Source organism: Pseudoalteromonas sp. 3D05, from assembly GCF_002723455.1.
Lineage (GTDB): Bacteria > Pseudomonadota > Gammaproteobacteria > Enterobacterales > Alteromonadaceae > Pseudoalteromonas.
In genome coordinates this window covers 28,312-52,266 of record NZ_PDUS01000008.1, presented here as the reverse complement: position 1 = coordinate 52,266, position 23,955 = coordinate 28,312, and the positions used below count along the sequence as shown (strand labels likewise).

Here is a 23,955-nt window from a genome sequence, read left to right as displayed (position 1 = left end):
CTTCATTAAAGCGCGTTTTATAATGCCCCTGCATCTAAATATTGACCTACCCCAAGAGTAAACATCCATAATCCCCATAGGCTGTGTTCTATCACGCAAACAAATGTTGAGCGGCTCTGTGCGTAGGTATAAGAAAATAAAAGCCCCCCTAAAAAAGCGAGCAGCACTGCAACCCAATTAGCATAAACAACATGCGCAAGTGCAAATACAAATGCACTGGTGAAAATACGAACTGTTTTATGGGGCATGATTCGTTTGTAGCGGTGAAAAAAGTAGGTTCGGAAAATCAACTCTTGCGGTAACACAGATAACAAAGGATAAAGGACAAGTAATAATAACCAATCATTTAATGATGTTCTGGGCATAACAAACCAATTACCTTGATTCATTATCGAATAGAATACCCCAGAAAATAATGCGCCGATAAAAAAAAAGCTAAATAAGCGCCGTTTAACTGCACTGAATTGACCTAAGCTCGTGAGCCTAAAGCGTTTAAATTGAGGGTCGCCGAGTAATAACATACAGCACACACTCATTAAAATAATAAGTGCGGGTATAAGCCAGTTTGCTAAGTAAGCTCTAAGTGTAAACCCCAATAAAGGTAATACGATAAAGATTAGGGTAAATTCAAACCATCGGTATTGCGTGGCGTTCAAGGTCATCTCGGTTCTGGGTTTGCAAATAAGGCTAACAAGCTAAAACGACATTTTTATTACATCATTGGTGCTTTTTATCATTTAGTGTTGGCTTGTCATCTTCGTCAGGTAAGTATTTATACACCATGATGATGCTGGTCAAAATACTCAAAAATGTCATTCCCATGAGGCCAAATACTTTAAAACTGACCCAAAAATCCAACGAGCAGTAATAGGCAATATAGAGGTTGAGTACTGCAATACATGCTGTGACAAAAGCCCAAAAGAGATTAAGTACATCCCACCGAGTATTAGGAATGCTCAATGGTTGTTTACTGGCATAGGCTGTTTGTAATACGGGGCCTAGCGACTTCTTAACGATGTTTTTACCTAAAATATATCGGCTAAATACCAAGGCGACCGATATGGCAGCATAGATCACGGTGGCTTTTAGCTTAACAAATTGTTCATCGTGAAAGAGTAAGGTGAGTGTACCAAGTACGATGGCAAGGGTGAACACAAGCCATTGGCGTGTTGGTATTTTACGGTATACATAATAACTAAGAATAATTTGAATAAATGTTGCGGCCATTAAAACGCCGGTAGCCCAGTAAATATCGACTAATTTGAAAACAATAAAAAATAATATAAGGGGAATGTATTCGCTTACTACACGCATAATATACTTTGATTTCTGAAAAAAGGGATGTTTTACCAATATATGTGAGGATATACAAGGTTGACTTACTCCCCGACAACCCTTAGCCTGCCTGCTTTTGATTTTTATACCATTTGAACCGCGTTATTAAATCGCGGGGCTTTAGGAGCATTTATGAATAAAGCAGACTTAATTACAGCGATGTCTACGCACAGTAAGCTGAGCAAAAAAGATTCAAAAGCAGCGCTTGCAAGTTTACTAACCGCTATCACAAAATCACTATCAGAAGGGGATCAAGTACAAGTGAATGGGTTTGGTACATTTGCGTTAAGTTATTACCCTGCACGCTCTGGGCGCAATCCGCAAACAGGGGCAGCAATTGAAATTGAAGGTGCTAACAAACCCATATTTAAGGCTGCTAAAGCGTTAAAAGACGCGTTGTAATGTAGATTCTTCTCACCCTGTTACGCAATTACAGGGTGTTATTCCCTTCTTTAAAATATATTCAATATTTTCAATGCATTAAATTTGGCATGGTGTCTGCTTTTTATTTGAAAAGGTTTTTAAAATAAGGAGATATTATGTCTACATTACAAACGGGTACTCAATTAAATGGTAAAAAAATTGCTATTCTAGCTGCAGATGGTTTTGAGCAAAGTGAGCTATTTTCGCCGCGTGATGCATTATTGGATGCAGGTGCAACAGTTGAAGTTGTCTCAATTAAAGAAGGTGAAATAACTGGCTGGGATGAAGATGTTTGGGGCGACAAAATTTCCGTTGATAAGCTTGCTAGCGATGTAAGCAGTGATGATTATGATGCGTTACTACTACCAGGCGGATTATTTAACCCGGATAGCCTTCGTCAAGATAAAGATGCAAAAGCATTTATTGATGGCTTTTTTGGCGCTAAAACAAATAAGCCAGTTGCTGCGATATGCCACGCACCTTGGTTGTTAGCAGAGATAAACAAGCTGCGCGATCGCACTGTTACCTCGTTTGCGAGTATTAAAACCGATTTAATGAATGCAGGTGCAAATTGGGTTGATAAAGAAGTGAGCGTTGATAGAGGTTTAGTGACAAGCCGGACCCCTGCAGACTTAGCAGCGTTCAACCAAAAATTTATTGAAGAAATTATAGAGGGTAAGCACGCAGCTCACTAAAGCTTAATTAGGGGCGCGGTTATGCGCCCCCAATATCTGTGTTAAAGCTGGGTGGCAGCTTTCATGCTAGCGACAAATTCTTTTAAGCCATTGAGCATTGCTTGTGGCTCATCAAGATTTGTTTCAATTATTTTTACAACGGCTGAGCCTGATATAGCGCCAGCAGCCCCAGCCGCTAGTGCTGATTTAACATCATCTGGTGTTGAAATGCCAAACCCAAGCAGTGCCGGCGCACTGTGGTATTCTTTGAGTTTGGTTACAATGGGTGATGCAGGCATTTGTGCTTTTGTCTCTGTGCCAGTTACACCAGCACGAGAAAGCAGGTATGTGTAGCCTCTACCGTAAGATGCGCACTGGCGTAAAGTGTCATCAGATGCATTGGGTGTGGCAATAAAAATTGGGTCGATACCATTATTCACTGCGGCTTGGCGGAACATTTTAGATTCATGCAGGGGCACATCTGCAACTAAAATAGAATCAACCCCTGCGGCTTTGGCATCTTCATAGAATGCTTCTAATCCACGCTTAAATACTAAGTTAGAATATAATAATAAACCAATTGGAATATCTTGGTTGTACTCACGCACTTGTTTAATAATATCAAAACAGTCTTGTGTATTAATATTTACATCCAAAGCGCGGATGTTTGCCGCTTGTATAACTGGGCCATCTGCAATGGGGTCTGAAAATGGAATGCCGAGCTCTAGGGCATCTGCCCCACCATCAATTAAACTTTTGATAATATCAACGCTTAATGATTTGTTAGGATCGCCAATAGTGACAAAAGGGACAAACGCGCCTTGATTTTGTTCTTTCAAGGCCGCAAATGTTTGCCCATAACGGTCTGTTTTTTGATTAATTTGGCTCATGAATTATCTCCTTTAGACAGTACATCCATAACGTGTGATAAGTCTTTATCACCTCGGCCACTTAAATTAACAACTAAGACAGTGTCTTCAGTTTGTTGTTCTGCATATTTTAACGCGTAGGCAATTGCATGGCTTGATTCTAGGGCAGGAATAATCCCTTCATTTTTAGCTAATGATTGAAATGCTTCGAGCGCTTCTTCATCAGTAATACCAACATATTGAGCACGGCCTGTTTCATGTAAAAAGGCATGCTGAGGACCTACAGCTGGGTAATCTAAGCCCGCTGAAACAGAATATGACTCTTCAATTTGACCATCATCATTTTGCATTATGTACGTATAAGTACCATGCAAAATACCTTTGGTTCCTTTACAAATTGTTGCACCATGCTCATGGGTATCCAACCCTTTGCCTGCGGGTTCTACACCAATCAGTTTTACATCAGGTTCACCGATAAAGTCTGTGAACATGCCAATCGCATTTGAACCGCCACCCACACAGGCAAGCACAGCATCTGGTAAGCGACCTTCAGCTTTTAAAACTTGTTGTTTAGCTTCTTCGCCAATCATTTTTTGGAATTCACGTACAATTGTAGGGAAGGGATGAGGACCTGCAGCCGTTCCTAATAAGTAATGCGCTTCCTTATAGTTCGCAGACCAATCTCGCAGGGCTTCATTTACTGCATCTTTTAACGTACCAGAACCCGCAGTAACAGGGATCACTTCAGCACCCATTAACTTCATTCTAAATACATTGGGTTGTTGGCGCTCTACATCTTTTGCACCCATGTAAATGCGACATTTTAAGCCAAGTAATGCACAGGCTAATGCAGTTGCAACACCATGCTGGCCTGCGCCTGTTTCTGCGATAACCTCTTTTTTGCCCATTCGCTTTGTTAATAACGCTTGACCCAGTACTTGATTGGTTTTGTGTGCGCCGCCATGTAATAAATCTTCGCGCTTTAAGTACAATTTTACTTTTGGGTTTTTAATTAAATTACGGGTTAATGTTAATGGTGTAGGGCGGCCTGCATACTCATTAAGTAACTTTTCAAACTCAGCTTTGAATGCCGCATCAGTTTGTGATTTATTAAATTCATTTTCTAACTGCTTAAGTGCAGGAACAAGGAGTTCAGGCACAAACATGCCGCCAAACTCGCCGAAATAAGCTGGATTATTCATATTTACCTCAATATTTGCGGATGCTGTTGAATGCATCATTTAATTTTTGTTGGCACTTCTTGCCTGCGCTTAACTCAACCCCAGAATTTAAATCTAAGCCATGAGCACCTTGGTAAAGCGCGTTTTGAATATTGTCTGCGTTGAGCCCACCGGCTAGCATAAAGGGTTGCGTTGCTTCTTTTAAAACAGACCAATCAAATGTTTTACCCGTTCCACCCACTTGTTTGTCACTGTGTGTATCATATAAGTGACGGTCAACGCCAATAACGTGAGCTGGAAGGCTATCTTTGATAGCTTGCGCTTTCCATATTTGGCAATTAGACGGTAATTTTGAACGAAGCTCGTCTATATAGGCTTCATTTTCATCGCCGTGTAATTGCACTGCGGCTAATTTCAATGTGTTAGCATGTTCAACGACTTCATTGATTGTTGAATTTACAAATACCCCAACGTAAGCAAGTGGGGCGCTTTGCGTAATTTGCAATGCACAATCTAAATCTACGAAGCGTGGCGATTTCGTTGCAAAGATAAGCCCGCCATATACGGCGCCGCTGTTGTAAGCATTTACGGCGTCTTGACTACGTGTTAAACCACATACTTTATTTTCGCCTAAAATAACCCGACGACACGCACGCTCTAGATCATGCTCAGCCATTAAAGAACTGCCAATTAAAAAGCCGCTACACAATGGTGCTAGGCGTTTTACATCTTGATGGGTGTAGATGCCTGACTCTGAAATGACTACTTTATCATCAGGAATAAGTTTACGCAGTCGTTCAGTTGTTGCTAAGTCAGTACTTAAATCTCGTAAATCACGGTTATTTATGCCGATAATTTGTGCATCGAGCGCTAATGCCCTTGCTACTTCTTCTTCATTACTGACCTCAGTTAACACCGCCATTTTTAGGCTTTGAGCAACCTTAGCAAGTGATTTATATTGGTTGTCGTCAAGGACTGAAAGCATCAATAAAATAGCATCACCGCCATATATGCGTGCCATGTAGATCTGATATTCATCAATGAAGAAGTCTTTGCATATTAGCGGCTGCTCAACTTGGCTTCGTACAAACTCTAAATAATCAAAGCTGCCTTGAAAATATTTTTCGTCAGTAAGCACGCTTATACAAGTTGCGTGTTTTTTATATACACTTGTTATTTCTGCTAAGTCAAAAGGCTCACGAATTAGCCCTTTCGAAGGTGATGCTTTTTTGCACTCTAAAATAAATTGAATTCCAGGCGCTGCTAATGCGCTATAAAAATCACGATTAGTTGGTATAGCTTGTGATTTAAAACTGTCGAGCGGTCGTTTGGCTTTACGCTCAGCGAGCTCTATTTTTTTATCTGCAACAATTTTATCTAATACATTAGCCATTGGTTACCTCTGAATTTTCGGCTTTATTACTATGTTCAACAATGGCGTTTAACGTGTTCAAGGCCTGTCCTGATTTTAAAACATCACTGACATACTGTGCGCCAGCTTTTAGGCTTTCTACTTTCTCTGTCATGTAGAGCAATGCCGCAACATTCACAATTATTGCTGCATTGTGTGCGTCTGAGCCTGTGCCCGACAATATAGCAAGGCTAGCTTTTGCATTATATTCTGGGCCTTCACCAGCAAGTTGTTCAAGTGAGTAATTTGCAAGACCAAAATCTTCTGCTGTTAACGTGTATTGCGTGAGCTCTCCATGGTTTAACTCAACAACAGTGGTTGTCCCATGTAATGCAATTTCATCCGTGCCCGCACCATGAACAACCATCGCCCGTTGTGTTCCTAATGTTTTCAGTGTTTTTGCCATTGGCAGACATAAACTTTCATCATAAACACCCAGTAACTGCACTTGCGGAGCAGCAGGGTTTGCTAATGGTCCTAAGATATTAAAAATAGTTCGCGTTTTTAATGTAGTACGAACGCCCATCGCATGGCGCACACCACTGTGATAATGCGGGGCAAATAAAAATGTAAAGCCTGTTTGCTCAAGGCAGGCAACGGCTTGTGCTGGCCTCATATCAATATTAATGCCAAGTGCTTTGAGTAAATCCGCAGAGCCTGAATTACTCGATACGCTGCGGTTGCCATGTTTCACCATGTTTATACCACAGGCTGCGGCGACAATTGCGGCAGTGGTACTAATATTAATGGTGTTTGAGCCATCTCCACCGGTACCACAGCTATCTGCAAGCTGAGTTAATTGTGTTTTAAATTGCACTGCATTGGCACGCATTGATGCAGCAGCACCGGCTATCTCGTCGCTGACTTCGCCTTTGATTTTTAATGCAACTAGTAAAGCAGATAACTCAATCTCATTGACTTCGCCTTGCATGATTGCATTGAACAACTGTTTGCTTTGGCTAAAACTTAACGATGTTTGCGCGAGTAACTCATCAATAAGAGCACGGGTGTTATGTGTTGTTGGCTGTTGTTTTACTGACATAAAATCCTCTACTGCTTTGTGTTAGCTAAAAACTGCATACTTTGTTGCAGTAGTGCTGCGCCATTGGGCGTTAAAATAGACTCAGGGTGAAATTGATACCCAAGCGCACTATCTTCCTTGTGAAAAATGGCCATCGGAATTGAACCGAAATTTGCTATCACGTCTAATGTGTCAGGTACGACGGTAGCCATGAGTGAGTGATAACGTGCTACGGGCATACGTTCACCCATTCCATCAAACACTGGGTGCTGCGCTAATTCAATAACTGAAGATTTACCATGAACGGTTTCACCAGCATGTCCGATGACACCGCCATAGCTCTGAGTTAACGCTTGTTGCCCCAGGCAAATACCTAACATCGGGAATTTACCTTTACACAGATCAATTAAGGCCATTAAACAGCCCGCATCAGATGGCGTTCCAGGGCCCGGCGACAAAACCAAAATAACGGGTTTGGTTTCATTACACATTTTGTTAAAAATGAGCGTAGCCTCTATGTTGTTACGATATACCACTAAATCGCTGCCTAACATAGAAAGTTCATCGACTAAGTTATAACTAAATGAATCAAAGTTATCTAAAAAGTAAATTTTTACGCTTGAAAGGCTTATGTTACGTTCGCTCATTTTTATTATCCTTGGTAGGTCGATTGAATAGCTGTAATAACAGCTTGAGCCTTAGCGCGTGTTTCATTTGCCTCAGATTGCGGATCTGAATCGTGAACTACACCTGCGCCTGCTTGCACGTACGCAATACTATTTTTTACAAAGGCTGAACGAATGACAATGCAGCTATCCATAGCACCGTCACCAGTTAAATAACCAACAGCACCGCCATAACTGCCTCTGCGCTTGCCTTCCGTTTTGCGAACGAGTTCAGCTGCACTAACTTTTGGCGCACCCACTAATGTGCCCATATTCATGCAGGCTTGATAGGCATGCAGTGCATCAAGTTCAGGTTTTAATGTGCCTACAACACGAGAGACCAAGTGCATTACTTGTGAGTAGCGATCAACTTTTAAAAGCTCTTTAGCATGACGCGTACCGGGAACACTTATACGTGCTACGTCATTACGGGCCAAATCGACCAACATTAAATGCTCAGCTCGCTCTTTTTGGTCGTTCCGTAGTTCGAGTTCGATTCGGCTGTCGAGATCGGGGTTAATTTGCCCATTTGCAAATTTACCACGAGGTCGCGTGCCTGCAATTGGGTAAACTTCTACTTGCTGACTGATAGGACAAAACTTCAAAGCCGATTCAGGAGAAGCACCAAATAAGGCAAACTCACTGTCTCGCATATAAAACATATAAGGGCTTGGGTTTTGCTGTTTTAGCTGGCTATAAGCATGAAGTGGCTGAGCACAAGGTAATGAAAAGGTACGCGAAGGCACGACTTGAAAGATGTCGCCATCAACAATATGTTTCTTTAAGTTGATTACTTGCTGACAATACTCCTCGTCACTGATGTCTACACTCACTTCACTCTGACCGGCTGTTTTTTCGGCAGTGAAATTACTTGCTTGGTCACATACTTTATTTAGACGCTCCAGTTTTTTACCTACCTCAAAGCAGTTAGCATGCACATCGGGGCCATTAAAAACATTACCTATAAGCTCGGTTGTTTTAGCTTGATGGTCAATGACAACTAACGTTTCCGCCAAATAAAAAACATAATCGGGGCAACTATTCTCGCCGTCGGGTACAGCAGTGAGCTGTTCAAAATTTGCGACCATGTCATACGCAAACACGCCCCCTAAGAATAGCGAAAACGGGTTTTTTGTGGTGCTCTTGATATTGTTAATGCAGTTTCTCAATGCACTAAATGCGTTATCAGCGACTAATTTACTGCCCTCATCAATATCTTTAGCAGTGCTTTCATATTCAATGGTTAATGTGTGTTCATTTAGAGTTGTTGCGCAATTTTGTAATGTGTCTTTCAGATAAGGTAATAGCTGCATCCCATTATTTGATTGCGCAGTAACAGTCACGATTTTACCTGTACATGTTACTTTCAGCGCACAATCAACCAAGATTAAACTTTTAACACTATCCTTAGAGTCAATCTCAGCTGACTCTAGTAATAATGAATTATCTTTGTCTAGCAGTGCATACAATGCTAGCGGACTATGAATGTATTCTCTGACTTCGGTGATACTTGTGACCTCACCCGGTGCTGTTGTTATATGACTAAAAATCAAACCTCATTCCCTCAAAAAAATAAACCCCGCAAGCTATGCTGTGCGGGGTTAAATAACGACATCTATATTTTAGATAAACCATTACTGTCCCGCTAAGCCAGGCGCCACCACCAATGATGTGTAAGAGTTAAATCGTTATTCATGTTTGTTACCCTAAAATTTATGTATAAAAAAACCCGCTATAAGCGGGTTTAGAATGTGTTAGACACGACAATTCGTCACCCGATAATTTACGAGTGCCACCACCAGATTGTGTTTTGGATTGAATTGATCATTTTTGTTTCTTATTAAGTGTGTCTTTAGTGGCTACAGTAAAGCGTACCTGTAGTATTTATGTCAAGTGTTTATTTAAAACAATTTATTAAAAAAATTTGTTATACTTCATAACAATTAAGCAATTATAACTTTAGCAGTCCTCTCTTTTGATAAAATACGATTTACATAGTCATACAACACATTCGGACGGACAATTGAGTGTTGAGCAATTGCTCCTTCGTGCAGTAGATAAAAACATTGATGTTTTTGCCATTACTGATCATGACACGGTGGCTGCAATTGAACCTGCACAAACGTTTATTGAAAGCGAACAATTACCTTTGAGTTTAATTACGGGTGTTGAAATTTCAACGAAGTGGGAAAGTTTTGAAATACATATTGTTGCGTTGAACGTCGATGTGAAAAATGAGGCTTTAAATTCGTTACTTTTGCTGCAGCAAAACAAGCGAGCAGAACGTGCAAAAGAGATTGGCAGGCGTCTTGAAAAAAACGGCTTCGATGGTATTTACGAGCAGGCAAAAGAGCTTGCACAAGATGCACAAATTACCCGTGCCCATTATGCCAGAGCATTAATAGAGCGCGGTGTTGCTAAAACAATTCCGGGTGTATTTAAAAAGTATTTAGGCCGCGCAAAAACGGGTTACGTACCAAGTACATGGTGCGATATGCAAACTGCAATCAGTGCAATTCATGCTGCTGGTGGTGTAGCGGTTATCGCGCATCCTGGGCGTTATCAAATGTCTAATAAATGGCTGCGTAAATTATTACTACAATTTAAAGAAGCTGGTGGCGATGCAATGGAAGTTGCGCAACCACAACAGGCGCCAAGCGAGAGACAGTTTTTGGGTGAGTTAAGCCGTGAATATGGTTTATTATGCTCACAGGGTTCAGATTTTCATTTTCCTACCAGTTGGTTAGAATTAGGGAAAAACTTATATTTGCCGAAAGATTGTCAAGGTGTTTGGCAACTTTGGGAAGGCAAACAAGGAGACACACATGAGTGATTTTTTTCATATTCATCCAGATAACCCACAGCCACGATTGATAAAACAAGCGGTTGATATTATTAAAAAAGGTGGCGTTGTTGTCTATCCAACAGATTCTGGTTACGCAATCGGTTGTAATTTAGGAAACAAACAAGCTAAAGAGCGTATTGAACGTATTCGTGGTATTGAAAAACATCATAACTTTACTTTGGTTTGTCGTGACTTATCTGAATTATCAACGTATGCCAGAGTTGATAACCAATTATTCAGGCTAATAAAAAACAACACGCCAGGGCCATACACGTTTATTTTTAAAGGTACCAAAGAAGTGCCTAAACGGTTATTAAACGATAAGAAAAAAACCATCGGGATCCGTGTAATCGAACATCCAATTACCTGTGCATTACTGGCTGAATTAGGTGAGCCTTTGATGTCGTGCTCACTGATTTTACCTGACGAACAATTTACAGAATCTGATCCTGATGAAATTCGTGATCGCATTGGCCCATTGGTTGATTTAATTATTCACGGTGGCTATTTAGCAGAGCAGGCGACAACAGTGATTGATTTATCAGAAGATGATGTTGAAGTGCTACGAGTTGGGTGTGGTGACACAGCACCGTTTGAATAGCACACATTACTGTGACAGATGTAAATAATTCAACTACTGTTGAGCCTCAGCAGCCAGTACAGCAAAAGTTGCCGCTGGCTTTTTTGCATGGCAAAGCGGTTATTGATACCCCAGAAGATTTATACATTCCCCCTGATGCGCTTGAAGTAATTTTAGAGACGTTTGAAGGTCCACTGGATTTACTGCTTTATCTGATAAAAAAACACAAACTAGATATTCTTGAATTATCCATTTTTAGCATCACTGAGCAATATGTTCGGTACGTAGAAATGATGAGCGAATTTCAGCTTGAGCTGGCGGGAGAATATTTAGTAATGGCGGCGCTTTTAGCGCAGATAAAGTCGCGGTTACTATTACCAAAACACGAAGAGCTGGAAGAAGAAGAAGATCCTCGCGCTGAGCTGATACGTCGTTTGCAAGAATACGAACAATTTAAAAAAGCCGCTGAAAACTTAGATGAAATCCCACGGGTTGGACGAGAAATATTTACCGCCCATGCTTTAATGGCCGAGCAAGAAGAGCCGAGTCAATTATTACCGGATGTAGAATTAAAAGACCTACTTTTAGCGCTCAGTGATGTGATGGCCAGAGCTAAAACCTTTGAACATCATCAAATTACCGCTGAAGCACTCTCAACCCGAGAGCGAATGAGCTTAATTTTGGCTAAGCTCTCCAAAGCGGGTACGCAATTACCTTTCACTGCCTTGTTTACAGTAGAAGAGGGGCGAAGTGGTGTTGTGGTCAGCTTTATTGCAATGCTCGAACTAATAAAGGAAGGGCTGATCACATGCTTACAAGTTGAGCCCGCCACACAAATATATATAGGCTTGGTGGATAATAATTAGTGATGGTTCCTTATAAAGCAAAGTTTGGGTGTAATAACGACTTAATTAACGTTGAGCAACGCAGGCATAACTTAGGGCATAAAAAGCTTTTCTATTTATTTAAAACCCATCGCATAAATAGCACTCACTCTGTTAAATCGAACAAGTAGTTCCTCAGCCTAGAAAGCGACACTACAACACAACCAGCGTGTCGCATAAATATTATAATGCACAAGTGTAGACTCACACCTTTTAAACAAGATAGGCCAGCTGAGACTCCCCACACAAAATAAAACTCATAACTTGAGTTGTGCATATACGCACATAACTTGTTTGTAGTTCGCTATTTTCTTTTTATTCGGAACGGGCTATCTTAGTTTTACTAAATCAAGGAGCCGTTCAACATGTTTAAAAATACTCAGTCACGTTATGGCTTAGTCGCAATTTTCCTTCATTGGCTCATGGCATTGATGGTCATAGGGTTATTTGGTTTAGGGCTATATATGGTTGAATTAACCTACTACGATAGCTGGTATAAAGGGTCAATGGATTTACACAAAAGTGTGGGTATTACATTGGCATCTTTACTTATATTTAGGTTTGCATGGCGGGCATTGGGTACACAGCCTGATCCAGTTGCAGGCTCAAGCGCTCTTGTTAATAAAATAGCGCACAGCGCACACTTAGTGATCTATATATTACTGGTTTGCATCGTGATTTCAGGGTATTTGATTTCAACTGCAGATGGTCGCTCAATTGACGTGTTTACGTTATTTAGTATTCCCGCCATTGAGTTATCAGTGGAAAATCAAGCGGATATTGCAGGTAAAATTCATTATTGGGCAGCATGTAGTTTAATAGGCCTTGTAATTTTGCATGCACTTGGGGCATTAAAACATCACTTTATCGATAAAGATAAAACCTTAATTAGAATGATCAAACCACTAAAGGATGATTAGAATGAAAAAATTACTTGTTACTGCAGCTGTTGCTGCAACACTTTTTGGTGCCACAGCTGCACAAGCAGCAGATTACGTGATTGACACAAAAGGTGCTCATGCGTTCGTTAATTTTAAAATTAAGCATTTAGGATACAGTTGGTTACATGGTCGTTTTAATACATTTGATGGTGAATTTAGCTATGACGCTAAAAACCCAAATACATCATCGATCATGGTTAATATTGATACAAAAAGCATCGATTCGAATCATGCTGAGCGCGACAAGCATTTGCGCGGCAAAGATTTTTTAAATGTTGATAAATTTCCAAATGCGAGCTTTAAAAGCACATCAATAAAGTTTGATGATGATGGCGATGAAGCGAATGTTACCGGTGAATTTACACTGCACGGCGTTACGAAAACGATTACATTTGAAATTGATAAAATTGGTGAAGGGACGGACCCTTGGGGTGGTTATCGCGTTGGGTTTGAAGGCGAAACAAGCCTCAAGTTAGCAGACTATGGAATTGATTATAATTTAGGTCCAGCATCTACACACGTGGATATCGGTTTATATATTGAAGGCATTAAGAAGTAATCTTATCTTTTAGTCGTATATATTAGAACAAGCGCCTCATTTTCGTGAGGCGCTTTTGTGTAAGTGGTGGGCTAAAATAGGTTTTAAATGCTCAGGTAGCCATCGAAGTAAAATATCATTATATGCGTTAGTTTGTTTTACCTTCATAAGGGCCTTATTAAGTAATGCTATATGTTCCTTACCTTGGTCAGTATTGGTGCATCCAATATAACCCAAGCTAAAATCTGATGCCTCTTGCAGTTGTAATTGAGTTAACTCTGTGTCGAAGCCCATCTTTTTAGCCATATAAAAGTGTTCACTCGGGTAGCCTAACAATATATCTATTCTCTGCTTGTTCAACATATAAGTGAGGCTTGAAAGTGTATCTCTACCAGGGCGGATTATGATAGATGCATCGGCACTATTATTAATTACTTTATCGATTTCAAGACCATATGAGCGACTCATTGAAATACCCAAAGTGAGCTTTTTATTGTTTAACAAAGAATTGAACGACTGGGGTATTTGTTGATCCAATTCCAACTTATCGATTAAGTTTTTATGTATTGCAACAGACGGTGATAAACCGAGTGTAGAGCTTTCTTCACTGAAGGTAATATGTTGGCGGCGGTGATCACTTTGATAAAGTGAAAGCATACAATAGGTTTTATTAGGGTTTGACACTTCGAGCAGTGCTCGGCTGGAGGGGAAGATAACACGATTGAAAGTATAGCTGGGTAATTCTTGTTCTAATAATGAAATGATACTTTCATCTCTGCCTGTGCCGATGAATTGATCAGATAAAATGTAATATGGGGCAAAGTCAACGACAACCCAATTGATAGTATTACTTGTGGCCGACACTGGCAGCGCGTAAAGAAACATGGAAAGTAAAATGCTACGAAACATATAAGTACTACTAAATTACAGGCTCATTTAATTAGTGTAGCAGGATAATTTTAGCTTGATAAAGTAAAACGCCAGCAGATGCTGGCGAATATCGTGTTGGAAAACATATCAATATTGATTAGTTAGCTTTTAACCACTTAACAAATTGACGTGCATCGCTTGCTTTGGTGAATAAGGCATTTTTAAGACCTTGTGTGTCTGAAAAAATAACACGTTGTTTATTCACTGAAATTGATTGCACCGGATGGGCAATTTGGATCATAGATCCGTTATAACTATAAGACATAATAAAACTCACTTTTTTCTTGTTATCTTTGTGCTGCTAAATCTTTTATTAGCTCAAAAGCACAATTAGACGACCATGTTGTGTTTAGCTTCATTACAGTGTTGACGATCTTTATGACATTTATGCGAACATATCTAAAAATATGACGTATTCTGAATTAGGGTTCTCGCCGTACGATAACTTAGCTTTATAATATACGTATTTGCGGGCTTACTGGATCAGGGTAAAGGGGTTAACCGCTAGGGCTTTTTTATAGCCAAGGAATAATATTACATTTTAATTTCTAGCTTTACAAGCTTAATTTAAATTTATCTGGAGTTTGAGTGGTTTTCATTGTATCTTTCTTGGGTAAGTACAATTAATTAGCAGTAGTTTTAAGAAATGAAATACATTTTTGTCAGTGATATTTTTGGGAAAACAGCACACCTCTCTCATTTTGCTAAGCAGTTCAATACTGAGCATCTCATTATTGACCCTTACAATGGTGAACTACAAACAGTCACTGATGATAGCCAACAATACACGCACTTCATGATCAAATGTAATCATGACGGGTATCTTAATAAGCTTAATTCCATTTTTGCGAATGTTGCAGATGCAACGACGGTAATTGCTTTTAGTGCTGGTGGTGCAGCGGCTTGGCGAAGTATAGCGCACGTAAATAACCCCCACATTAAAAAGCTTATTGCATTCTACCCAAGTCAAGTTCGTCATTACCTTGATATTATTTCTCCTATTCCATGTGAATTTATATTTGCGAATGAGCAACATTTTGATATTCAGCACGTGATAAATAACTTGAGTGCGCAAAAACAAATAATATGCACAGCGACTGATTATAAACATGGGTTTATGAATCCACTGTCTAAAGGGTTTAATAGTGCTGGTTATCAACAACTTTGCCGATATTTATTATCTTAAAACATCACAAATTAATTATTACAGCTATACTTAAATTTTACATGGAATTTAAGTATCATGATTGAATCAACAGTGCCTTATCAACACTTTTTATCGAATCCCATAGCCAAACCACCATGTAGAATGACCAACGCAAATATGTATGGTTTTTTTGCCGAAATTGAAATAGAAAAAGTACAACAATACATTGATTCCACACTCAACAAGGCTGCCCCAGATGCGACGACTTTTAATGCTTTAGGAGAGTTTGTACTCATTACCTTCACCGATATTGAAAAAATAGCGTCGGTTACCCCTCCTTTTGATAATCAAGGGTGGATGCAAGAGACCGACATCATTATCTGGTTGCCTGTTGTCAAAGTTGAACACGGTGATATAAGTCACCTATATTGGTATCCTGCTTTTATATGCGTTAACAATATTTACGCACTGATTAATGGCCGAGAAACATGGGGCTACAATAAGTATTTGTGCGAATATGAAATGCCAAACTCAGTATCAGCACTTTCGCCATTTTCGATTTCTTTAGCGTGTTTCAAACACTTCTCACCAAATTCAAAATTACAAATGCATGAATTGTTTTCTATTAAGCAAACGGTTAATAAAGAAGATAACTCATTCTTATCTGCACTTGATGACTTTGGAGATCAGGTAGCGAACCTTTTCGAAAGTGGTCATTTTGGTATTGATCTATCTTTGATTAAACAGTTGCTTAAAGGCTTTATTAACCCACAAATGGATCAAATTCTATTCAAGCAATTTCCAGATGGGGAAGGCGAGAATGCAGTTTACCAATCAGTAATGCATTCAGCATCTGAGATAAAAAAGGTACATCAATTAAAACTTTTAAAGTCAGACTTTACATTAAATATCAATCAGTTGGACAGTTTTCCTCTTGCCGATATGTTTGGTTTAAAACTAGGGAATCAACCTCTACACCTACCATTTTATATTCAAATGGACTTTGATCAGCTACCGGCAAGCCAACTTTAAAGCGACCTATTAAAGGAAATAATATGACCCAAGAAAAAATAGTTATCATAGGTGGCGGTGTGTCGGCTATGACTGCTGCGCTCTATCTGACAGAGCAAGACGATTGGCAGCAACACAGGAGTATTACGGTATATCAACAAGGTTGGCGTTTAGGCGGTAAAGGAGCCAGCGGGCGAAATGCAAAGTATGGACAACGGATAGAGGAACATGGTTTGCACGTTTGGTTTGGGGCTTATGTTAATAGCTTTAAAACCATCGAAACTGTATATGATAAATTGCAAAGACCAGAAAGTTGCTCATTATCAACCTGGCAACAGGCTTTGAAGCCACACAGTTTTGTTGCGCTTGAAGAATACATTGACTCAACATGGCAAACTTGGCCTCTAGACTTTCCTTTACTTCCAGGCAACCCAGCACAAGGTAGCCTTGATATTACAGCGTGGGACTTTGTAAAAATGACGCTGGCGTGGCTAAAAAAATGGATAACTGACATTCAAAGTAAAGCCTCAAATGCTAATAAAAGCACGCAGTTAAAAACGAAAAAAACACGCGATAAATCTCTATTACGTCATTTACAACAGCAGTTAGAAGATTTAGTAGATGATACAGAAGAAGCTTGGCAACAATTTAGCAAAGATATCGAACAACAGGCGCATGAAATAAGCTCAACTCCGAGTTTGTTAATTACTAAACTCAATCATTTTGTTCATGGGCAGGAAACCTTAAACCCACAAGGGAATGAAAAAAAAGACGGCCTTGTTATTTGGTACATAGTTAGGAAACTTAAGCGTTGGTTAAATAGCGAAATCAGAGATTTATTAGACGATAATTCAGATTTAAGACGCTTATATATTTGTGCCGATTTAGCGATCGCTATGTTGGTTGGTCTTGTAAGAGATAAAGTATACCGTGATGGGTTTGGTGTAATTAATAAATACGATTTTAGGCAGTGGCTAACAAAAAACGGCGCAAATGTGCAATACAGTGTAAATTCTGCACCGGTGCGTGGTTTTTACGATCTCGTATTTGCTTATCCAAAGGGCGACTTTAGTAAGCCTAATGTTGAGGCGGGTGTTGCTGCACTTGCTATGTTGCGTATAGCCTTGTGTTACCGAGGTGGCGTAATGTGGAAGATGCAAGCAGGAATGGGGGATGTGATTTTCGCGCCCATTTATGAGTTGCTACAAAAAAGAGGCGTTAAGTTTGAATATTTTCATCAACTACAAAACCTCACTCCAAGTCTTGATGCTCAAGGCGAGTACATTGTAAATACAATTGAATTACAACAACAAGTATCATTAAATTCAACAGCGCAATACCAACCTCTGGTAAATATAAAAAGTTTGCCGTGTTGGCCAAGTGAGCCACTTTACGATCAATTAAATTCAGAGCAAGCTGCTTTATTACAGCAAAATAATATAAATTTAGAATCATTTTGGAGTGACTGGCCGGCAAAATACCAAGCCTTTTATGGTCGGCCGCTACCACGTAAAACCTTAAAAGTTACTGATGATTTTGACAAAGTTATTTTGGGTGTTTCTGTGGCATCACTGGAACATATTTGCCCTGAACTATTAGAAATAGATAGTTCATTTCTTGCTCAAGCTAATAATGTTAAAACCGTGGCAACGCAAGCAGCACAGTTATGGCTGACAAAAACAGATCAACAGTTAGGCTGGCAATATATGCCAGCCAGTGAAGAGGGGCCTATATTAAGTGGTTTTAGCGAGCCTTTTGATACATGGGCTGCAATGTCAAACTTAATTGACAAAGAGCAATGGCCGCTGAACTCTTCACCTGTAAATATTGCTTATTTTTGCAGTGCTTTTCCGTGTGATGACTACCCACCTCAGAGCGATCATGAATTCGTAGTAAGTGCAAAAGCACAGGTTAAAGAAAACCTTGAAAGCATGCTAAAAAATAATATGCAGCCGTTATGGCCATTGGCTTATCAGCACAAAAAATTCGATTGGTCAGTACTATTTGGATCAGGGCAAGTTGATAAATCATCTATTGACGATCAATATTGGCGTGTCAACGTCGATCCGAGTGAGCGCTATGTTTTGTCTGTGGCAGGTTCAAGTAAATATAGGCTGGCAACCAATGAAACTAAATTTACTAACCTATTTATTACCGGGGACTGGATAAAAACGGGCGTAAATGCGGGCTGTGTTGAAGCGGCGGTTATGGCAGGAATGCAAACTTCTCGGGCAATATGTAACTATCCTGAAAACATAAGTGGGGAAAATGCCTTTGAACCCAGTAATAATTAATTAATCTTTCTTATCACAGCGGTTTTAGTCGATGGATTAGTCTATAATTGGCCATATAACAGTATGTTTACATACATATTTGAATATGGTCTTTGCACATTTATACCCAAGGTTACTTTATGACAAAAAACATATGGTTGATATGCTCATCAGGTTTGATTCTTCCGCTTTATACTCAAGCTCTTGAAAATGATGATATTCTGCATAAAAGTGATATGGAAGTTATCGAGGTTTATGCGCAAAAGAGAGCGCAAAAAATTGAAGACGTTGGTATCGCAATAAGTACTGTAAAAGGCGATGCGCTTAAAACACAGCATTTTAAAGATTCTACAGAGCTGTCTGTGTTTGCGCCAAATTTAAAAATTAGCCAAAATGCAGCAGAAGGTACGCCACCGGCTGTTAATATTCGTGGTGTAGGCTTGGTTGATTATAATACGGCAAATACATCGCCAGTGGCTATGTATGTCGATGACATTGCTGTAGGTTCTGCAAGTAATCAAATAGTTAACCTATTCGATATTGAGCAAGTTGATATTTTGCGTGGTCCACAAGGAACATTATTTGGGCGTAACTCTACGGGGGGAGCAATCCTTATCCGTTCTAAACGTCCAGAATTCGAACAAAGTGGTTATATTACAGCGGGCGGTGCTAATAATAATGCATCAAGCTTCGATGCTATGTTCAATTTACCGATTAGTGAGAATACAGCTGTTCGGGTGGCACTTAATCACCAAGACTATGAATATTCTACCAATAACATATATTTAGATGCCCCGACAGCTGGAATGGAGCAAACGAATGGTCGTGTTTCTTTTTTAGCTGATTTTGATACTGTTCAAGTATTAATTAAAGGCCATGTTTCTGATTGGGATGGTATCGTACAGCCAGTTGGCAGTATTGGTATAGTTGCTAACCCGCTCACCGGAGAGCGGTGTACGCCTGCGCAAGCTGGCTCATCGGCATGTTTCGATAATTTTGGATTTAATGTTGGGAGTGATGACTTTTATACTGTGAATGTTAATAACAATTCACCGCATAAAACCGATGGAAAAGGGATGAGTGCGCATTTAAATTGGCAATTGGATTCAGACAATGAATTTATCTCATTAACCAGCTACAACACACTCGAACGCTTTCATGCATTTAATTGCGACGGATCACCCGCTAGATTGTGTGAAGGAAGCTTAGGTTTAGACACTGATCTTGTGACTCAAGAACTGCGCTTACAGTCAAAACTCGGTGAACACTTTTTAACAACGGGCCTTTATTTTTCTGATGAGTCTATAGGGCAGAATAACGTTAATGATATTTTGCGTGATTATCGTGGTATTTTGCCAACAAATGTAACTGCTACATTTTTCTATGATAATGAAATAAAAACTCAGAGCATCGCCGCATTTAGCCAGATTGACTATCAGTTAAACGAAAAATGGTTAATCACGGCTGGTCTTCGTTATTCTTATGAATCACTCGATTATGACTCAGTTTCAACTTTGAATGTGGTGGTTGACCCTACTGATTTAAAAGGGGTTGAAATTCCTTTTTACCATGTTAAAGGCAGTCAATCAGATAATGGCTTTTCTGGACAATTGGGTGTTAATTATAAGATAGATGATTTTACATCCGGTTATTATCGTTTTGCCAATGGCGCAAAAAGTGGTGGTTATAATGGTGGTTTTTTATCGTCTGTTGAGCAAGCTCAACTTGCAGATTACCAGAAGGAGCGATTAAACGCTCACGAAGTTGGGAGCAAATCATGGTGGCCACAACAAGGTGTTCGTTTTAATTGGGCAGCTTTTTACTATGACTATAATGATCAGCAAGTGTTTATGAATCAACCTTCAGCCTTTGAACAAAGTCCACCCGTTCAATTATTAGAAAATGTTGCAGACTCTGTTATTTACGGCGTTGAGGCTGAATTAGATTATTGGATAACCGACGCGCTTAATATAAAGTTTGCACTGGGTTACATTCCTCATGCAGAGTTTGAGGAATATGTTGACCCCTTAGGCAATGTGCTTACAGATAACCGCTTGCCGTTTACCTCTGAATGGAATCTCAGTGCAGGAGTTGAATATAGTGCAGATGTAGCAAATAATCCTTTAAAAGCTCAATTAATCGTAGATTATCAATCAGATTATTATTTTGACCAAAATCAAAACCCTTATGCGATGCAAGATGGATATAGCATCGTGAATGCAAATTTTCAGTACCAAATAGATAACTGGGGATTTGCTTTATGGGGTAAAAATTTATTCGATACACAATACAGCCATTTAAAATTTGATTTAAGCTCTTTCCTTGGCATGCTTGAAGATTTTAAGGGTGAAGGTCGACGTTACGGGCTGGATATTAGCTATCAGTTTTAACTGCGCGTTTATAATTTAAGGTGTCAGTATGCCAAGACAGGCAATGCTAAAAATATTACTGTGTATTTTATTTTTGTTTTTTAGTAACTTAGTTGTTGCCAGCGCGCCTGAGCTATTCAATTACACTGAACAAGAAAGTAACACTAATTTATTGCAAAAAGGCCAAGTGCTTGAAGTAGTTAATGGCTCATTTCCTCGCAATAGTTTTGAAGTTGATGCGTGGTTGCAAGGCAAACAGCCGCAAACAAGAACCACTTTTTTTGGCGGTAGCTTTTGGTTTGTTATTCATTTGGAGAACAAAACTGATTTAAATGAGCTTGTGCTTTATCCGTACAACACGTTGCTTTCAAAAATTGAAACACGTATTTATGATATGTCGGATGCTGAACAGCCTGTAAGGCGCTATGAAACAGGTGGTTTATCACCTAACGAATTTGCATTTCACTATGGCAATAAAGTGCAATTAACGCCAGGTACACCTTACATATTAATTGCGAAATTCCAAAGTGATTACTTTTATACGCCACCTAAACTCGTACTTGAACCTTACGACGCATTCTTTAAAAAAATTACTTCTGACAATATGATCATGCTGCTTTGTTTTGGCGTTGGCATTGCATTAGGATTATATAATTTACTTATCTATTTTGGTGCACGCGACGTTACGCACCTTTACTATGCGCTATTTACAGCGTGCTGGGTTTTCGCATGGAGTCAGTTTTTTCATATCCCGGATCAAATATTTGGTTTTTATAGTGCACATCTTCACTGGGTTGGTTTTACTTTAATTCCACTAACGAATATTTTATTTTTTAATAGCCTACTTAAGTTAAGAGAAACATCTCCAAAACTATCAAGTTTATCAATTGGCTTAGGTATCTTTGCAACCGCAGGGGTTCCTTTTGCAGTGGTGTGGCCAGGTTTTGGTTTTATTTGGGCGACTTTAGTCACAGGTGCAACACTGTGCTTGGGGATGGTTGTTGGTATAAGAAGTTGGATGAGTGGCTTTAAACCCGCGCGATATTTTGTCTTAGCGTATTTGGCTATGGCCATTCCGAATATGATTGGTAATTTAACGAATCTTGGTCTAATTGAACCTGTTTCGATGGATCTGTATTTATTGGGCTTGATTGGTACTTCACTTGACGCGATGTTGCTTGCTTTTGCAGTGGCGAACAAATTTAGCTTATTACATGACAGTAACGTTGAATTGACCAAAAACCTAGAACAAAAAGTACAACTACGCACGCAAGAGCTTCAGCAATTAGCTGAAGAATTACGTGATGCTAGTGAGGCTAAAAGCCGTTTCTTAGCTAATATGAGCCACGAGATACGAACCCCTATGACGTCGATCATCGGGTATGCTGATGGCATAATTTTAGGTGATATAAAGCCGCACGAGCGAAATCATGGAATACGCGTAATTTTACAAAATAGTCGCCATGTACTTGGGTTAATCAACGACATACTTGATATGTCGAAGATAGAAGCAAACCGATTAGAGATCGAACTTGTTGAGACTGACTTGTTTGCAACTATTGCTGAAATAGAGTCGTTGTTAGGTAAGCAAATTCGCGATAAGGGCTTAAAATTTAAAGTTGATTATGAATTTCCTTTACCTGATTGGATTGTGTGTGATCCAACAAGATTAAGACAGATACTTCTCAACCTGGCAACTAATGCACTTAAGTTCACAACAGTTGGCCATATTCAGTTGCTTGTGAGTTGCTCGAAAAACAAACTTAAAATAAAAGTGAAAGATACAGGTATTGGTATGACAGACAAAGAGCAAAAGGAGCTGTTCACGCCTTTCTATCAAGCTGATTCATCTATATCACGCAAGTACGGTGGCACCGGCTTAGGGTTAAATATTTCTAAAAACTTAGCGACTAAGCTAGATGGAGAAATAACAGTTCATTCAGAAGTAGGCAGTGGTAGTGAATTTTGCTTAGTTTTAGCACTATACACAACTGAGCGAACCCATTGGGTTGATTCATTTGATGATATACGTAAAGAGGAGGTAAAAAATACTGCGCCTGATAATTTACAGCGAAATTTGGTGGGTGAAGTTCTAGTAGCAGAAGACCACCCAGAAAATCGACAACTAATAAAACGAATCTTAGAACGGATGGGTTTAACTGTCACTGCTGTAGAGAATGGCCAAGATGCCGTACAAGCGACTCTGGATGAGCATTTTGATTTGATATTGCTCGATATTCAAATGCCAATTATGGACGGTGAGCAAGCTATTCACATTATGCAAGCGACGGGGTTGACTACCCCTATAGTTGCATTAACTGCAAACACCATGAAAAACGAAGTGGACCGCTACTTAAAGCAGGGCTTTGTTGATCACATTGCTAAACCAATCGATAGAACAAAATTCAGTCATAAAATTGCCAGTTACCTTGATATTGATATTGCTGATGACGTAAAACTGCCAGAGCATGAATTTGAGTTACTAAAAAAAGATTATATCTGTGGTCTAAAAGCGCAGCGAGATACCTTATTTAATCAGTTTCAAAATGCAGATATGAAAGGGTTTGCGCAAAGTGTTCATATGATAAAAGGGACAGCGGGTATGTTTGATTGCAAGCTGCTTTACCAACAAGCTGTTGAACTTGATAGGTTACTTAAATCTGATTCGGTTACTTTTGATAGTCAACGTGTTCAGGCTTTACTCACCGCTATTGATGAGATCTTAGTTGAAGAAACACCTAACTGACTATTTAGCCGTTGAATAATCAGTATTCTTCTTTTGTTAAAGACAATGAACAACGCCCATGCTTAAATATATACCTAAACTACCTCACTATGCAGAATTCAGCGTTTCACAG

Annotated in this window: 22 protein-coding genes; 12 read left to right on the top strand and 10 right to left on the bottom strand. The window is 39.5% G+C overall.

Features of this window, described 5'->3' with window-relative positions; translation table 11 throughout:
* Positions 1 to 17: 17 nt before the first annotated feature.
* Both CSC79_RS10050 and CSC79_RS10045 read right to left on the bottom strand, forming a co-directional pair.
* On the bottom strand, positions 18 to 656 hold the full coding sequence (locus CSC79_RS10050) for a CPBP family intramembrane glutamic endopeptidase (protein ID WP_099295786.1): 639 nt from the start codon (positions 654 to 656) through the stop codon (positions 18 to 20).
* 61 nt (positions 657 to 717) lie between these two features.
* Positions 718 to 1,314 carry an inner membrane-spanning protein YciB gene (locus CSC79_RS10045; RefSeq protein WP_099295677.1) on the bottom strand — a complete coding sequence of 199 codons (597 nt, stop codon included), beginning with the start codon at positions 1,312 to 1,314 and terminating at the stop codon, positions 718 to 720.
* A 153-nt stretch (positions 1,315 to 1,467) separates the two neighbouring features.
* Between CSC79_RS10045 and CSC79_RS10040 the strand changes: the two genes are divergently transcribed.
* Positions 1,468 to 1,737, top strand: coding sequence for an HU family DNA-binding protein (locus CSC79_RS10040; protein WP_099295676.1), 270 nt, complete (start codon positions 1,468 to 1,470; stop codon positions 1,735 to 1,737).
* Positions 1,738 to 1,874: 137 nt separating this feature from the next.
* Entirely contained in the window at positions 1,875 to 2,453 is a 579-nt protein-coding gene (locus CSC79_RS10035; RefSeq protein ID WP_099295675.1) for a type 1 glutamine amidotransferase domain-containing protein, read from the top strand.
* Positions 2,454 to 2,494: 41 nt separating this feature from the next.
* Here CSC79_RS10035 and trpA read toward each other — a convergent pair whose 3' ends face one another.
* Genes trpA through CSC79_RS10005 form a run of 6 tightly spaced genes read right to left on the bottom strand, consistent with a single transcriptional unit; the run spans position 2,495 to position 9,132 of the window.
* Positions 2,495 to 3,322, bottom strand: coding sequence for a tryptophan synthase subunit alpha (trpA, locus tag CSC79_RS10030; protein WP_099295674.1), 828 nt, complete (start codon positions 3,320 to 3,322; stop codon positions 2,495 to 2,497).
* Positions 3,319 to 4,503, bottom strand: a complete 1,185-nt coding sequence (trpB, locus tag CSC79_RS10025) for a tryptophan synthase subunit beta (protein WP_099295785.1) — start codon at positions 4,501 to 4,503, stop codon at positions 3,319 to 3,321. Before trpB ends, trpA begins: the two co-directional genes overlap by 4 nt.
* Before the next feature lie 7 nt (positions 4,504 to 4,510).
* Entirely contained in the window at positions 4,511 to 5,875 is a 1,365-nt protein-coding gene (gene trpCF / locus CSC79_RS10020; RefSeq protein WP_099295673.1) for a bifunctional indole-3-glycerol-phosphate synthase TrpC/phosphoribosylanthranilate isomerase TrpF, read from the bottom strand.
* Positions 5,868 to 6,935 (bottom strand): anthranilate phosphoribosyltransferase, encoded by a 1,068-nt coding sequence (trpD, locus tag CSC79_RS10015; RefSeq protein ID WP_099295672.1) that lies wholly within the window; start codon positions 6,933 to 6,935, stop codon positions 5,868 to 5,870. The genes trpCF and trpD overlap by 8 nt, the downstream gene beginning before the upstream one ends.
* 8 nt (positions 6,936 to 6,943) lie before the next feature.
* Entirely contained in the window at positions 6,944 to 7,561 is a 618-nt protein-coding gene (locus CSC79_RS10010; protein WP_099295671.1) for an aminodeoxychorismate/anthranilate synthase component II, read from the bottom strand.
* A gap of 5 nt (positions 7,562 to 7,566) precedes the next feature.
* Entirely contained in the window at positions 7,567 to 9,132 is a 1,566-nt protein-coding gene (locus CSC79_RS10005; RefSeq protein ID WP_099295670.1) for an anthranilate synthase component 1, read from the bottom strand.
* Between the two features lie 422 nt (positions 9,133 to 9,554).
* On the opposite strand from CSC79_RS10005, the gene CSC79_RS10000 reads away from it, so the two are divergent.
* From CSC79_RS10000 to CSC79_RS09980, 5 genes are all read left to right on the top strand, one after another.
* Complete coding sequence (locus tag CSC79_RS10000) at positions 9,555 to 10,412, top strand: PHP domain-containing protein (RefSeq protein WP_099295669.1); 858 nt, start codon at positions 9,555 to 9,557, stop codon at positions 10,410 to 10,412.
* Positions 10,405 to 11,025 (top strand): L-threonylcarbamoyladenylate synthase, encoded by a 621-nt coding sequence (locus CSC79_RS09995; protein ID WP_087531825.1) that lies wholly within the window; start codon positions 10,405 to 10,407, stop codon positions 11,023 to 11,025. Before CSC79_RS10000 ends, CSC79_RS09995 begins: the two co-directional genes overlap by 8 nt.
* 11 nt (positions 11,026 to 11,036) lie before the next feature.
* On the top strand, positions 11,037 to 11,870 hold the full coding sequence (locus tag CSC79_RS09990) for a ScpA family protein (RefSeq protein ID WP_099295668.1): 834 nt from the start codon (positions 11,037 to 11,039) through the stop codon (positions 11,868 to 11,870).
* Positions 11,871 to 12,253: 383 nt separating this feature from the next.
* Positions 12,254 to 12,808: a cytochrome b gene (locus CSC79_RS09985; RefSeq protein ID WP_099295667.1), complete on the top strand. Its 555-nt coding sequence runs from the start codon at positions 12,254 to 12,256 to the stop codon at positions 12,806 to 12,808.
* A gap of 1 nt (position 12,809) precedes the next feature.
* Positions 12,810 to 13,388 carry a YceI family protein gene (locus CSC79_RS09980; protein ID WP_099295666.1) on the top strand — a complete coding sequence of 193 codons (579 nt, stop codon included), beginning with the start codon at positions 12,810 to 12,812 and terminating at the stop codon, positions 13,386 to 13,388.
* A gap of 36 nt (positions 13,389 to 13,424) precedes the next feature.
* Here CSC79_RS09980 and CSC79_RS09975 read toward each other — a convergent pair whose 3' ends face one another.
* Entirely contained in the window at positions 13,425 to 14,252 is an 828-nt protein-coding gene (locus CSC79_RS09975) for a hypothetical protein (RefSeq protein WP_099295665.1), read from the bottom strand.
* Between the two features lie 142 nt (positions 14,253 to 14,394).
* Positions 14,395 to 14,562 carry a hypothetical protein gene (locus CSC79_RS20080; protein ID WP_167850818.1) on the bottom strand — a complete coding sequence of 56 codons (168 nt, stop codon included), beginning with the start codon at positions 14,560 to 14,562 and terminating at the stop codon, positions 14,395 to 14,397.
* Between the two features lie 381 nt (positions 14,563 to 14,943).
* On the opposite strand from CSC79_RS20080, the gene CSC79_RS09970 reads away from it, so the two are divergent.
* The 5 genes from CSC79_RS09970 to CSC79_RS09950 all read left to right on the top strand — a co-directional run bounded on the left by CSC79_RS09970 (position 14,944) and on the right by CSC79_RS09950 (position 23,843).
* A complete protein-coding gene (locus tag CSC79_RS09970) occupies positions 14,944 to 15,483 on the top strand; it encodes a hypothetical protein (RefSeq protein ID WP_099295664.1) in 540 nt (179 codons plus the stop codon).
* A gap of 57 nt (positions 15,484 to 15,540) precedes the next feature.
* A complete protein-coding gene (locus CSC79_RS09965; RefSeq protein WP_099295663.1) occupies positions 15,541 to 16,476 on the top strand; it encodes an acetoacetate decarboxylase family protein in 936 nt (311 codons plus the stop codon).
* A gap of 23 nt (positions 16,477 to 16,499) precedes the next feature.
* A complete protein-coding gene (locus CSC79_RS09960; RefSeq protein WP_099295662.1) occupies positions 16,500 to 18,749 on the top strand; it encodes an NAD(P)-binding protein in 2,250 nt (749 codons plus the stop codon).
* 119 nt (positions 18,750 to 18,868) lie between these two features.
* Positions 18,869 to 21,118 (top strand): TonB-dependent receptor, encoded by a 2,250-nt coding sequence (locus tag CSC79_RS09955; RefSeq protein ID WP_237113996.1) that lies wholly within the window; start codon positions 18,869 to 18,871, stop codon positions 21,116 to 21,118.
* Between the two features lie 28 nt (positions 21,119 to 21,146).
* The gene (locus CSC79_RS09950; protein WP_099295661.1) at positions 21,147 to 23,843 is read left to right on the top strand and encodes a 7TM diverse intracellular signaling domain-containing protein; all 2,697 of its coding nucleotides are present in this window, start codon (positions 21,147 to 21,149) and stop codon (positions 23,841 to 23,843) included.
* Positions 23,844 to 23,955: the final 112 nt, after the last annotated feature.